This window comes from Streptomyces sp. NPDC018026, from assembly GCF_044327745.1.
Classification (GTDB): Bacteria; Actinomycetota; Actinomycetes; order Streptomycetales; family Streptomycetaceae; genus Streptomyces; species Streptomyces rubrogriseus.
This window is the reverse complement of sequence record NZ_JBIRFY010000003.1, coordinates 757,921-770,151: the sequence shown is the minus strand read 5'-3', so window position 1 is coordinate 770,151 and position 12,231 is coordinate 757,921. Positions and strand designations below refer to the sequence as shown.

Annotated in this window: 15 protein-coding genes and 1 pseudogene; 5 read left to right on the top strand and 11 right to left on the bottom strand. The window is 70.2% G+C overall.

Translation table 11 applies throughout. From position 1 onward, the window contains the following. Positions 1–16: 16 nt before the first annotated feature. The 4 genes and pseudogenes from ACH4D3_RS13675 to ACH4D3_RS13660 all read right to left on the bottom strand — a co-directional run bounded on the left by ACH4D3_RS13675 (position 17) and on the right by ACH4D3_RS13660 (position 3,695). On the bottom strand, positions 17–907 hold the full coding sequence (locus tag ACH4D3_RS13675) for an ABC transporter permease (RefSeq protein WP_398320917.1): 891 nt from the start codon (positions 905–907) through the stop codon (positions 17–19). Then, positions 904–1,833 (bottom strand): ABC transporter ATP-binding protein, encoded by a 930-nt coding sequence (locus ACH4D3_RS13670; RefSeq protein ID WP_398320914.1) that lies wholly within the window; start codon positions 1,831–1,833, stop codon positions 904–906. Before ACH4D3_RS13670 ends, ACH4D3_RS13675 begins: the two co-directional genes overlap by 4 nt. Before the next feature lie 184 nt (positions 1,834–2,017). Next, positions 2,018–2,662: pseudogene (locus ACH4D3_RS13665) on the bottom strand (alcohol dehydrogenase catalytic domain-containing protein); the annotation flags it as partial. Between the two features lie 121 nt (positions 2,663–2,783). Continuing rightward, entirely contained in the window at positions 2,784–3,695 is a 912-nt protein-coding gene (locus tag ACH4D3_RS13660; RefSeq protein WP_398320911.1) for an AraC family transcriptional regulator, read from the bottom strand. A gap of 73 nt (positions 3,696–3,768) precedes the next feature. On the opposite strand from ACH4D3_RS13660, the gene ACH4D3_RS13655 reads away from it, so the two are divergent. Then, positions 3,769–4,770: an SDR family NAD(P)-dependent oxidoreductase gene (locus tag ACH4D3_RS13655; protein WP_398320908.1), complete on the top strand. Its 1,002-nt coding sequence runs from the start codon at positions 3,769–3,771 to the stop codon at positions 4,768–4,770. Between the two features lie 88 nt (positions 4,771–4,858). Here ACH4D3_RS13655 and ACH4D3_RS13650 read toward each other — a convergent pair whose 3' ends face one another. After that, positions 4,859–5,746, bottom strand: a complete 888-nt coding sequence (locus ACH4D3_RS13650) for a helix-turn-helix transcriptional regulator (protein ID WP_398320905.1) — start codon at positions 5,744–5,746, stop codon at positions 4,859–4,861. A 187-nt stretch (positions 5,747–5,933) separates the two neighbouring features. Between ACH4D3_RS13650 and ACH4D3_RS13645 the strand changes: the two genes are divergently transcribed. Continuing rightward, entirely contained in the window at positions 5,934–6,695 is a 762-nt protein-coding gene (locus ACH4D3_RS13645) for an SDR family oxidoreductase (protein ID WP_398320902.1), read from the top strand. Positions 6,696–6,716: 21 nt separating this feature from the next. Here the strand turns inward: ACH4D3_RS13645 and ACH4D3_RS13640 are convergent, their stop codons facing one another. Continuing rightward, entirely contained in the window at positions 6,717–6,881 is a 165-nt protein-coding gene (locus tag ACH4D3_RS13640) for a hypothetical protein (RefSeq protein ID WP_398321139.1), read from the bottom strand. Here ACH4D3_RS13640 and ACH4D3_RS13635 point away from each other — a divergent pair. Then, positions 6,813–7,403, top strand: a complete 591-nt coding sequence (locus tag ACH4D3_RS13635) for an alkyl sulfatase dimerization domain-containing protein (RefSeq protein ID WP_398321127.1) — start codon at positions 6,813–6,815, stop codon at positions 7,401–7,403. The genes ACH4D3_RS13640 and ACH4D3_RS13635 overlap by 69 nt on opposite strands. Here ACH4D3_RS13635 and ACH4D3_RS13630 read toward each other — a convergent pair. The 3 genes from ACH4D3_RS13630 to ACH4D3_RS13620 form a co-directional block, all read right to left on the bottom strand. Further along, a complete protein-coding gene (locus ACH4D3_RS13630) occupies positions 7,289–7,738 on the bottom strand; it encodes a spore-associated protein (protein WP_398320900.1) in 450 nt (149 codons plus the stop codon). The two genes, ACH4D3_RS13635 and ACH4D3_RS13630, sit on opposite strands and share 115 nt — an antisense overlap. Before the next feature lie 92 nt (positions 7,739–7,830). Further along, positions 7,831–8,172, bottom strand: a complete 342-nt coding sequence (locus ACH4D3_RS13625; protein ID WP_398320897.1) for a winged helix-turn-helix transcriptional regulator — start codon at positions 8,170–8,172, stop codon at positions 7,831–7,833. Between the two features lie 43 nt (positions 8,173–8,215). Continuing rightward, positions 8,216–9,163 (bottom strand): SDR family NAD(P)-dependent oxidoreductase, encoded by a 948-nt coding sequence (locus tag ACH4D3_RS13620; protein ID WP_398320894.1) that lies wholly within the window; start codon positions 9,161–9,163, stop codon positions 8,216–8,218. A 107-nt stretch (positions 9,164–9,270) separates the two neighbouring features. Between ACH4D3_RS13620 and ACH4D3_RS13615 the strand changes: the two genes are divergently transcribed. Continuing rightward, positions 9,271–9,936, top strand: a complete 666-nt coding sequence (locus ACH4D3_RS13615) for a TetR/AcrR family transcriptional regulator (RefSeq protein WP_398320891.1) — start codon at positions 9,271–9,273, stop codon at positions 9,934–9,936. 28 nt (positions 9,937–9,964) lie between these two features. Here ACH4D3_RS13615 and ACH4D3_RS13610 read toward each other — a convergent pair whose 3' ends face one another. After that, entirely contained in the window at positions 9,965–10,729 is a 765-nt protein-coding gene (locus ACH4D3_RS13610; RefSeq protein WP_398320888.1) for an SDR family oxidoreductase, read from the bottom strand. 101 nt (positions 10,730–10,830) lie between these two features. On the opposite strand from ACH4D3_RS13610, the gene ACH4D3_RS13605 reads away from it, so the two are divergent. Continuing rightward, positions 10,831–11,679, top strand: a complete 849-nt coding sequence (locus ACH4D3_RS13605) for a helix-turn-helix transcriptional regulator (protein ID WP_398320885.1) — start codon at positions 10,831–10,833, stop codon at positions 11,677–11,679. 327 nt (positions 11,680–12,006) lie between these two features. Here the strand turns inward: ACH4D3_RS13605 and ACH4D3_RS13600 are convergent, their stop codons facing one another. Continuing rightward, positions 12,007–12,228 (bottom strand): hypothetical protein, encoded by a 222-nt coding sequence (locus ACH4D3_RS13600; protein WP_398320882.1) that lies wholly within the window; start codon positions 12,226–12,228, stop codon positions 12,007–12,009. Positions 12,229–12,231: the final 3 nt, after the last annotated feature.

Below are 12,231 nucleotides of genomic sequence, written 5' to 3'. Positions count from 1 at the left end.
TCACTGTCGCGCCCCGCTAGGCGTCACGCTTGCGGAAGACGGCATGGGCGGCCCCCATCATGACGGCCACGCACCCGGCCATGACGCCCAACCCCGCCCAAGGGGTGAGCAGGTCCGGGTCCTGGTAGGAGGTGATGATCTGCCCGCCGGCGATCGGCGGCCAGTACGTCGTCACCCAGTCGCCGAGCCCGCCGGGCAGCGCCGGGGCGAACGGCTGGACGATCAGCATCACCCCGAACAGCGTGGTCACCGTCGCCGTGGTGGAGCGGATCACGGTGCCCAGGGCGAGTCCGAACAGCCCGGCCAGTGCGAGGTAGAGGCCCCCGCCGAAGATGCCTCGCAGTGCCCCTCCGTCGGACAGCGCGAGATGCGGAGCGCCGGCCCCGGACAGGGCCGCCTGGCCGACCAGGAACCCGGTCAACGAGACCACCAGCCCGGTCGGGAACGCCACGGCCACCAGCACCACGGCCTTGGACGTCAGCACCCGCCCGCGGTGCGGAACGGAGGCGAGGGTGGAGACGATCGTGCGCGCGCCGTACTCCGAGGTGATGACCAGACCGCCCAGCAGCCCCAGGGTGATCTGCGCGATCAGATAGCCCCGCAGGCTGGTGGCCAGCGGATCGAAGGCGGCCTGGTCCGCCGGGCTCATACCCGCGAATTCGTCGCCCGCCGACGAGCCGTTCAGCGCGGCGAGGCCGGCGCAGAAGGCCAGGGTGCCGAGCAGTACGTAGAGCGTCGACCGCATCGTACGGATCTTGATCCACTCGGCGTGCAGACAGTGCGCGAAGGTCGCCGCTCCGCCCGCCTCGCGCTCGCGACGCCGAATCGCCCGCAGCCGCCGTGCGGGCAGCCGCCCGGGCCGGAGCCTCGTGGGCTCGGAGGCCGGACGCACCGTGGTCTGTCTCATCGGCCCGTCTCCTTCTCCGGCTCCGTCCGCTCCGTGCGGTACTCCACGGCCTCGCTGGTCAAGTCCATGAACACCTTCTCCAGGGACACCTGGCGCGGGGTGAGTTCATGCAGCTCCACGCCGCTCACCGAGGCCAGCGCGCCGATCTCCGCGGCTTCCAGCCCGGTCACGACCAGCGTGTCGCGGTCCTCGACCCGTACCTCGACGGCACTGGCCAGCAGTTCTCGCAGCACCTCGGCCTGCGGGGTGCGGACCAGGACCTCGCGCTCGGAGTGCGCGGCGATGAAGTCCTTCATGGTCATGTCGGCGATCAGCTTTCCACGGCCGATCACGATGAGGTGGTCGGCGGTGAGCTCCGTCTCGCTCATCAGGTGACTGGACATCAGCACGGCGCGTCCCTCGGCCGCCATCCTCCGCATGAGCGAGCGGATCCAGACGATGCCCTCCGGGTCCAGCCCGTTGAGCGGCTCGTCGAAGACCAGCACGGGAGGGTCGCCCAGCAAGGCGGCGGCGATGCCCAGCCGCTGGCGCATACCGAGGGAGTAGGTCCCCGCACGGCGTCGGCCCACCTTCTCCAGACCGACTTCCGCGAGGACCTCGTCCACCCGGGTGCGCGGGATGCCGTTGCCTGCGGCGAGCGCCATCAGATGGTGGAACGCGGTGCGACTGGGCAGCACGGCGCCCGGGTCCAGCAGGGCTCCGACCGCTTTCAGGGGCGCGGGCTGCGCCGAGTACGGCCGCCCGGACACGGTCGCCGTACCGGCCGTGGCGGCGTCCAGCCCCAGGATCATGCGCAACGTCGTCGACTTGCCGGCGCCGTTGGGTCCCAGGAAGCCGGTCACTTCTCCGGGACGCACGGCGAAGGTCAGCTCGTCCACGGCGACGACCTCGCCGTAGCGTTTGGTCAGACCTCGTACTTCGATCATCGGAACTCCAGACCCGGTGGTGCTGTGCACGCGACGGTCACCCGCACGCCACCAAGATGGCCGCACAACCTGAGCCGGATATGGACGAACATGAAAGCCTCGTCGGAGCCCCGACTCCCTGACGTGGCCAGACACCGACGGCACCGGCCGAGGGACCCAGACTTCACATGAAACTCCCATGTGGCCGCCCGGGCCTGTTCAGACGGAGATCACGAGCTTGCCTCGGGTGCGTCCGCTCGGCGACCACATGCGTGCCCAGGCGCCGGCCGCCCACGTGGTCGGCGACCGTCGCGACGCGCTTCGCGTCGCCCGCGATCGCGACGAGGTCGGCCAGGGAGCCGGAGGCCGCGGTGTCGGGCACGATGTCGATGCCCTGCGGAGCGAGGGTTGTGACGCGCCGGGCGAGGCCGGGGCCGTAGGTGGTGGGAACGGCTCCGAGGGAGGAGAGGAACTCGTGGTTGCGTTCGCCGGCGGTCCCGATCACGGTGGCGCCCCGGGCCACGGCGATCTCGACTGCCGCGCTGCCCACGCCTCCGGCTGCGCCCTCGACGAGGAGGGTGCGCCCGGCGAGGGGGCCGAGCGCGTTCAGGCCACGCATCGCGGTCACGGACGCGAGACCGGCGCCCGCGGCGTCCCGCCCGGGAATGGCGGGCAGCTCCAACGGAAGGAACTGCTGCAGGGCGCCGGAGCGCAGTTTCCAGTCGATGGGGTTGACGCCGGCCGCCGCGACGCGGACACGGATCTCAGCGGGGCCTGGGTGCGGGTCGGGGGCCTGCTCGACCACCAGCGTCTCCACTCCGCCGTATGCGTGGAACCGGGCTGCGCGCATGATGTTCTGCCTTACCTCGACGTGGCCGGAATGACGTGCTCATCCGACGCTCGCCACTGCAAAACCTGACATCAGTGTGAGGTATATATCTCGGAGCCGGCTTTGTGGCGCGGGCGACGGTTCACCGGCTTCCGGTGCCACGCTGACGTTTCCGGTAGCGCAGCGGGGCCTCTCCCACCTCGCGTTTGAAGGCGGTGCTGAAGGCGCTTTCCGAGCTGTATCCGAGGGTGGTCGCCACGGTGCCAACGGAGTCGTCCCCGTCGCGCAGGGCCCGCTGCGCGAGCAACATCCGCCAGCGGCCCAGGTAGGTGAGCGGGGGCATGCCCGCCATCGCCCTGAATCGCGTGGCGAATGCCGTGCGGGACATGGCCGCCGCCCGTGCCAACGTCTCCAGCCGCCAGGCTGTGCCCGGCTCGGCGTGCATGAGTGCCAGCGCCGGGTGCAACCGCTCGTCGGTCAGCACGCGCAGCCAGCCGGGAGGCAGTGCGGCCTGGCCGAGGTAGACGCGGAGCATGTCGAGCACCAGGAGTTGCGCGTGCTGGCGGACGGCGAAGGAGGACCCGATGCGGTCGCCGGTCACTTCGTCGAGGAGCTGGTCCACTCTGGCTCGCAGCGGGACGGTGGTGGTCGCGGCCCGGACGTGCCCGACCGGGGGCAGCGCCTGCACCAGCAGGGCCTCGCCGATCGGGTTGAGGGAGATGTGACCGCCGAGGACCACCTCCGTGCCGTCCAGTACAGGGACGTACCCGGCACTGGCTACGTCGATCTCGCGAGCGGCAGCCTCCTCGTCGTCGCCTCCTCGGACTTCCAGCCATGACCGGTTGCTCAGGATCGCGACATCACCCGGTTCGAGGATGAGCGGTCCGCCGTCGCCGTCCGTGCTCAGCCGGGCCCGGCCGCGCGCCAGCGCGACGAACTTCAGCGCGTGTTCCAGAGGGCCGCGCGCCACCCAGGCGCCCTCGGCGGCGAAGCCGCTCGACATCAGCCCGCGGATCTCGACGAGGTCCAGCACGTCGGACAGCGGATCACTCATGGCTGAACGATCACGAAAGAATGGCGAACTGTCAATTATTCAGGGTTCACCATGAGGCTTCTAGCGTCGAGGTATGCAGCAGAAACAGCAGCCCCTCGGATCCGGATTCACCGCGGCTTCGACGGCCGACGAGGTCCTCGCAGGCATCGACCTGACCGGCACCAACGTCGTCATCACGGGCGGCCACGCCGGAATCGGCCTGGCGGCCACCCAAGCCCTCACCAGGGCGGGCGCCTGCGTCACCGTCGGTGCACGCGGCCCGGAGCGGGCCGCACTGGCGCTGGAGGGCGTCGAGCGCGTCGAGACCGGTCGGCTGGACCTGGCCGACCCGGCCTCCATCGACGCCTTCGCCATCCGGTATGTCGACTCCGGCCGCCCCCTCCACGTACTGATCAACAACGCCGGCGTCCCCCTCCGGGGGCAGCGAGAGGTGGACGCCCGCGGCTACGAGGCGCAGTTCGCGACCAATCACCTCGGCCACTTCCAGCTCACCCTGGGCCTGCTGCCGGCCCTGCGCGCCGCCCACGGGGCCCGGGTCGTCAACCTGTCCTCCGGCGGCCACCGGCTCACCGGCATCCGCTGGGACGACCTGCACTTCGCCTCCGGCTACGACCCCTTCCTCGCCTACGGCCAGTCCAAGACCGCCAACATCCTGTTCGCCGTCGAACTGGACCGCCGCTGGGCCAAGGCCGGCATCCGTGGCTACGCCGTACACCCGGGCATCGTCCCCGGCACCCACCTCAACAGCTCGGTCGGTGAGGAACGGCTCAGGGCCACGGGCCTGATGGACGACAACGGGCACCCGGTCGTCGACCTGGAGCGCGGGGTCAAGGACGTGCGGCAGGGCGCTGCCACCACCGTGTTCGCCGCCACCAGCCCGATGCTGGAGGGGATCGGCGGTGTCTACCTCAGGGACAGCGACGTCTCCGAACTGGACGAGAGCCCCGAGCCCCTCACCGGCGCGGAGAAGGCGCCGCCGGCCGATGTCGTACCGCACGCCGTCGACCACGAGTCCGCACGACGGCTGTGGGAACTGAGCGAGGAACTGATCAAGGTGTCGGGCGGTCACCGATGAACGCACCGGGCCGCCGACCGTCGAACGTCTCCGCTCTGGCCCACATGTCGCAGGCCCGACCTGATCGTCCTGATCGACATCGCGGGCGTCATGCTCCCCGGGAACCTGACGGACCCCGCCTCGCCGCAGGTGGCTCTCCGGCAGCCACTGGCGTGTCGGCGGACCCGGGGTGGGAGAGGCCGGCGAGAAGCCGTAGTTTCTCGTCGCTGTCGCTGTCCTTGTCGGGGTAGTACACGACGAGGATGACGTCGTCGACGGGGAGTTTGTCGCGGTGGAGGCGCAGGTCACCGACGACGGGGTGGTGGACGGTGGTGCTGTCTCCGTCGAGACTGCGGACGTCGTGGCGGGCCCACAGGGTACGGAACCGCTGGCTGGACAGTGCGAGTTCTCCCACGAGTTCGACGAACCGGGGGTTGTCGGTGTCGTCCCCGATGGTCGTGCGGAGGGCGGCGACGAAATCGGCGGTGGCCTTCGGCCAGTCCTGCTGGAACTCTCGTTCCTCCGGGTCGAGGAGGAGATCGCGAAGCCGGTTCCGCCCGGGCCGCAGGCGGGGGGAGAGCGCGACGGCCATCGGGTTGGAGGCCAGGACGTCGAACGCGCGCCCTTCGACGAACGCGGGGATCGGAAGGTGGGCGAGCAGCTCGTGTACTCGCGCCGGCACGTGCTCGGGCCGCTTGCGGCGTGGCGCTCTGGGGCGTGCCGCCGCGAGGCCGAGCAGATACGTCCGTTCGATGTCGTCGAGCTGCAGGACGCGCGCGAGTGATTCGAGGACCTGCGGTGACGGGTTCTTGTCACGACCCCGTTCCAGACGCAGGTAGTAGTCGGGACTGATTCCGGCGAGCAGGGCGACTTCCTCCCGGCGCAGGCCGGGCACGCGGCGGTGGCCGCCGGGCGCGAGCCCTGCCTGGGCCGGGGTGATCAGCTCACGCCGGGCACGGAGGTAGCTGCCGAGCCGGTTGCCGGATTCGTCCTTCATACCGACACCGTAATGCGGTGCGTGGACTCGGTGGGGGCCCTGGCAGGACCAGGGAAGACGGGGGAACTGCCAGGTCCGGCGGACTGTGGCAAGGCTTACGGCGGCACTGTTCGACGAGGGCAAAGGACCTCGCCGTTTGCGCGCCGGGCTGCATGTCGTCGGCGCCCCATAGTGAAGGGAAGACCTCGTGGATCTCTCCAACCGCACCGTTCTCATCGTCGGCGGAACCTCCGGGATCGGGCGAGAGCTGGCCCACCGGTTCGCCACTGCGGGCAGCGTCGTGGCCGTCGCCGGCCGCAGTCCCGGAGCCCTCTCGGAACTCGCCGAAGAAGGCTTGGGCACGTTCAGCGCGGACGTCACCGACAGTTCTTCCGTCGCGTCCCTGCGTGACGCCGTGCTCGCCCGATATCCCGAGCTGGACACCGTGGTGACCATGTCGGGGGTCATGCTCCTGGAGGACCTGCGCGACCCCGCGCACTTCGAGGCGGCCGGTACGACGATCGACACCAACCTGCTCGGCACCGTCCGGGTCATCGACGCCTTCACGCCCCACCTGGTCCGGCGGGGTGCCGGCACCTTCATCACCGTCTCCTCCGGCATCGCCTTCCTGCCGTTCCCGCCCATGCCCAGTTACGCCGCTTCCAAGGCCGCGGTGCACGCCTACTCCGAGGCCCTGCGCGCGCAACTCGACGGCACCGGTGTCGGAGTCGCCGAGCTCGTCCCGCCGGCCGTCGCCACGGCGGGACAGGAAGAGGTGAATCCGCATGCCCTGCCGCTCCAGGACTTCGCCACCGAGGTGATGCACCTGCTCGCACAGGACCCCACTCCTCACGAAATCCTCGTGAGGGGCGTCCTCACGCATCGCTGGGCCGAGCGCGACGGCACCTACGACGACCTCGTCGCCCAGCGCTCCCGTGCCCTGGCCATGCTCCCCGGCCGCACCGGCTGACGCTCGCCCCTGGCGGCCTCGTCACTCACCCTGCGGGCGCGCGTCAGCCCTGGTGTCGTACGCCCGCCGGCCGAGGAGGTGCGGCGGTGGGTCGAGTCGCTCGGCGGTCAGGCCGCCGTGCGGAGACGCGCCCGGCACTACAGCGACCGGGGCGACGTGCGCTTCGCCGTGACGCTGCTCAATCACGCTGTCTTCCACGATCCCGACGACACCAGGGCGAAGCGACAACTCGCCGCGCTTTACGTCCGGTTGGGCCGGGCCGCGGAGAACGCGGTGTGGCGCAACTTCTATCTCACCGGCGCCCAGGAGCTCGTGCACGGGGTCGAGCCGGTCCCCAAGCCCACCACGGGTCCGGATCTGCAACGCGCACTGACGGTCGGGCAGCTCATCGACGGCCTGGCCGTGCGGGTCAACGGACCCGAGGCGTGGTCGCTGCGCCTCGCCGTCGACTGGCACATTGGCGATGCCTACTGGCATCTGCGTCCTGTCGGTCCTGGACAGGCCGGATCCCCGCTTCCCCGTGGTCACCCCGTGAGTGAACGCGGCACGGGCGGACTGCCGCGTCCGGTGACACGGCAGTCCGCCCGTGGTGGTCACCGGACGGTGGTGACCCGGTGTTCGGCGCGGGCTGCGCAGTTGGAGCCGGTGATCTGGACGCTGACGTTGGCGATGCTGCCGCCCCAGTCCACGCAGTGGGCCTTGCCGTAGACGTAGGTGGGGCCGGCGTACGAGGTGTACCTCCCGTAGTCCTCGTCGTACGCCTCGGTGTCGGGCACGTAGATCCAGGCGGACATGTCGGTCGCGGTGCCCGGGGTGCTGCGGATGGTCGCGACGCAGTTCTTGCCGGTGGTGGCGTTGTAGGTGAGGTAGACGGTGCCGCGCGAGCCGACGGCGGCCGAGTTGACGGTCTTGTAGCCGCTGCCGCAGACCTTCTCTGGCGTGGTGTTGGGAGCGGCGGACGCGGGTGCGGCGAGCGCCGTCGCGGTACCCAGGGCCAGGGCCGCCACGGCGGTGGCAGACAGGACGGGGCGCGTAATGCGCATATTTCCCCCTTGCGGTCGTAGGAGTTGTTTGCTCCTGTCTGGTGTGACTACGGGCAGCGGAGATTGGTTGTGCTCCGGATGCATCTTTTCCGTCAATTCACCGGAGATGTGTCGTAGTTGGGGCCGGGCCGAGGCGCGCGAGGAGACCGCGGGTCAGCAGTACGGGCCGCTTCCTGCGCGGCCACGACCTCGTCGCCGTACTCGAAGGCCCAGGCACCGACGGCGTCAATGGCCCCCAGCAGGGTCCGGCCCAGAGCAGTGAGTTGGTACTCGACCCGGGATGGTGCCTCGGGGTCGGCCAGGCGGTCGACCAGTCCGTTGGACTGCAGCCGCCGCGGAGTCTCGGTGAGCACCTTGGAGCTGATGCCCCCGTCGTCTCCCTGTGGGTCGGCGAGGGAGCGGATGCGCAGGCGATTGCCCCTCCCCTGACCCATGCGACCGGACCGCTGTAGCACCGGAGAGGCGTTCTGGCGCGGGCTACGCGGTGGCGGCCGATCCGGAGGTGAGCGGGCTCCCCTTGGACTCGGGGACGGGGAACTTCACGCCGGTGAGCTCTTCGGAGGCGACCCAGAGGCGCTGCTGGACGGCCATCTCGTACGACTCCGGGCTGGAGGTGACCAGCCGGGGGTGGCCCTTGACCTCGTTGCGTCCGCCGGGGCCGTAGTACTGGCCGCCGAGCGCGGCGGGGTCGGTGGCGGCTCGCAGGGTCGGCAGGGCACCCATCGCCGGCGTCTGGGTGATCAGCGGCGCGAGCCGGGTGAGCGGAAGCCGAAGGGCCGCGGGTGTGTTGCGGGCGAGCTCGGTGTTGGACATTCCGGGGTGCGCGGCCAACGCGGCGGTGGTGCCGTGCGCGGCGAGCCGGCGCTGCAGCTCGTAGGTGAACATGAGGTTGGCCAGTTTGGACTGGCCGTAGGCGGCGGCCCGACCGTACGACCGCTCCCACTGCAGGTCGTCGAAGTGGATCGCCGCTCGGATGCGGTGGCCGGTGCTGCTGACCGTCACCACGCGCGAGCCGGGCACCGGCAGCATCAGGTCGAGCAGCAGCCCGGTGAGCGCGAAGTGGCCCAGGTGGTTGGTGCCGAACTGCATCTCGAAGCCGTCCGGGGTGATCTGCTTCGGCGTGTACATCACACCGGCGTTGTTGATCAGCAGGTCGAGTCGGCCGAGCCGGGATCGCAGCGCCGCCGCAGCGGTCCGGACGGAGTCGAGCGAGGCCAGGTCCAGCGCCTGGACGGTCACGTCGCCGGTCATGCGGGCCGCGGCCTGCTCGCCCTTCTCGACGTCGCGCACGGCCAGCACCACGCAGGCCCCGCGCTCGGCGAGGGCCTTGGCGGTCTCGTACCCCAGTCCGGCGTTTGCCCCGGTCACCAGGGCCACCCGCCCGCGTTGGTCCGGCATGCTCTCCGCCGTCCACTGCTCACGCATGTCTGACTCCCACTCATTACGTACCGAAGGTATCTTGCACTCGGAACGTTAAAGTACCCCAGGTACGTTGTCAAAGTACCTGGGGTACTTAAGCTAGGGTGGTGGTCGTGAGTTTCCAGCGGGCCAGAACCGAAGAGCAGCGGGAGATCCGCCGGCGGGCGATCCTCGACATGGCGTCGGCGATGCTCGACGAGATGCCTGTGGCCGCGGTCACCCTGAACGAGCTCAGCCGTCGGGTGGGACTGGCGAAGCCGAACGTGCTCCGCTACTTCGAGTCCCGCGAGGCAGTGCTGCTGGAACTGCTGGACCGATTCCTGCGGGAGTGGCTGACGGAACTGGCGGACGAGTTGGCAGCCGACGTCGACGAGAGCCGGCCCATGGCCGAGCGAGCGACGGCGGTGGCCGAGATTCTCAGCCGCTCGCTCTCCAGCCGTGCGGTGCTGTGCGACCTCTTCGGCGCACAGGGCAGCGTCCTGGAACACAATGTCTCCGTCGAGGTCGTGGCACGCTACAAGCGCGCCTCCTTGGACCGCCTCACGACCATGACCGCCCTCATCCAGAAGTACCTGCCGGAGCTGGGCGAGAAAGCGACGCTGTTCAGCCTGCAGACCATGGTCATGGCCGGCGCACTGTCGGCGTACAGCACACCCCCGCCCAGCCTCCAGGCGGCCTACCGGGCCGAGCCCGACCTGGCACGCTTCCACCTGGAGCTGAAGGACTCCTTGGAGCTGGCCCTCACCGCGACCCTCCTGGGCGTGCTGCCCCGCCGCTGACCTGCATCGCGCCTCTCGGCGGTCCCGGCTACTCTCCGTGCGGGTCCGAGTGGTTGAGCGTCCGGACGACCTCGTCGTAGTCGCCGCGTGCCTCACCGTAGCGGAGGTACTTCACCCGCTCGACCTGGATCTCCTCGGCGTCGGGCCCGGCCTCGATCAGGTCGACCACCTCGGCGATGAACTCGTCCAACGGCATGGCGAGTTCGTTGTCCTCCTGGCCGGGCAGGAGCGCGGTGCGGACGGACGGCGGCTCGAGTTCCATGACCTTCACGGACGTGCCGGCCAGCTGCAGCCGAAGGGACTCGCTGAGCATGTGAATCGCCGCCTTCGACGCGTTGTAGCTCGGCGTGACCTTGAGCGGCGTGAACGCCAGGCCGGAGGACACGGTCATGATGGTGGCGTCGGGCCGGGTCTGCAGATGTTCGACGAGCGCCGCGATGAGGCGGATCGGACCGAGCACGTTCGTCGTGACCGTGGACTCGGCGGTGGTGAGGAACGACGCGGGATCGCGCCAGTCCTCGACGTGCATCACGCCGGCCATCGCGACCAGGACGTTCAGGTCCGGATGACCGGCCAGCACCTGCTTCGTGGCGGAGGCGACACTCGCGGGATCCGCGACATCGATCTGCACGATGTCGAGGCCGGGATGCGCGGCCGCGATGCGTTCCAGCAGTTCGGTACGTCGGCCCCCGACGATGACGGTGTTGCCCTTGGCACGCAGCGCGAGGGCGAGGGCGAGACCGATGCCGCTGGTGGAACCGGGGATGAAGATGGTGTTGCCGGAAATGTTCATGTCCCGATCGTCACCGGTCTGCGTGCGCGGGTGCAGAGACCGGTTGTCGGGGGATCGACGATCCCTGGTTCGCCGCCCGGCGCAGGGCGACAATCGACGACATGGACCGAGCAGCAATGGCCGACTTCCTGCGCCGCCACCGCGAGGCACTCCGCCCCGAGGACGTCGGTCTTCCCCCAGGCCCGCGTCGGCGAGCCCCAGGTCTGCGGCGTGAGGAGGTCGCGGCTCTCGCCGTGATGTCGACCGACTACTACACGCGGCTGGAGCAGCAGCGCGGCCCCCGGCCCAGCGGCCACATACTGGCCTCGCTCGCCCGTGCGCTGCGGCTCACGGGCGCCGAGCGCGACTACCTGTACCAAGTCGCCGGGCACAACGCACCGGCTGCCCTCTCGGCTCCGGCACACGTCGCTCCCGCACTGCTTCGGGTACTGGAGCGGCTCGACGGCACTCCGGCGCTCGTCCTGACCGACCTGGGCGAGACACTGGTGCAGAACAGGATGGCGGCCGCCCTGTTCGGGGACGCGGCGAACCACACGGGACTGGCCCGCAGCGCCGTCCACCGCTGGTTCACCGATCCCGCCGAGCGGTCGATCTATCCCGAGGCCGACCGGGACCGGCAGAGCCGCGCCCAGGTGGCGAACCTGCGCGCCGCCTACGGGCTGCGAGGGCCGCGGTCGCGCGCCGGCGAGCTCGTACGGATCTTGCAGAAGGCCAGCACCGAGTTCGCCGAGCTCTGGGCCCGGCACGAGGTCACACGAAGGTTCGAGGATCACAAGACGCTCATCCACCCCGAGGTGGGCGCGATCGAACTCGACTGTCAGGCGCTGTTCACCGAGGACCAGTCCCAGACCCTGCTGGTCCTCACGGCTCCGCCCCGGAGCGAGGGCTACGAGAAGTTGCAACTCCTGGCCGTACTCGGATCCCATCGCTTCACCGAGGCGGAAGGGTAGGCGGCCGCCGCCGTGCCCCCGCGCCTCCCTGGGCGACGTCACATGCACGCCCAGCGTGGCACCCACACGTCACCGGACGTCTCAGGTACCGCCGCGCGCAGGTGGCCGCGCAGCTCGGTCAGCACCGGGTGCCTGTCTCCGGTGCGGAACAGCAGGGTGTGCGGGTAGACCGGTGTCGGGTCGAGCAGGGAGATGCGTCGCAGGTCGTGGGCCTGGGGCCACAGGTACCGGTCCCCGGCGCCGACGAGAGTCGCAAGGGAGGCCGGGTCGGCCAGTGCGCGTCCATGAGGGCCTCGTCGCCGAAGTTGGGGCCGAGGGCGTCGATGCTCAGTCCGAACTCCTCGGCCAGCGCGTCATAGAACGCCGACCATTCTGTGCCGGGTCGGATCCCTGTAACCCCGGCCTGATCGCGGGAGCGTTCGCCAGCGGGTGGGCGGGCCCGACCAGGAGCTGCAGCGGGGCGTCCGCAATTCGTTCGGCACTGATTCCGGCAGGGACCTGGTCGGCCGGCACCGCACGGAAGGAGGCGTCGACCGTTCCTTCCAGCACGGC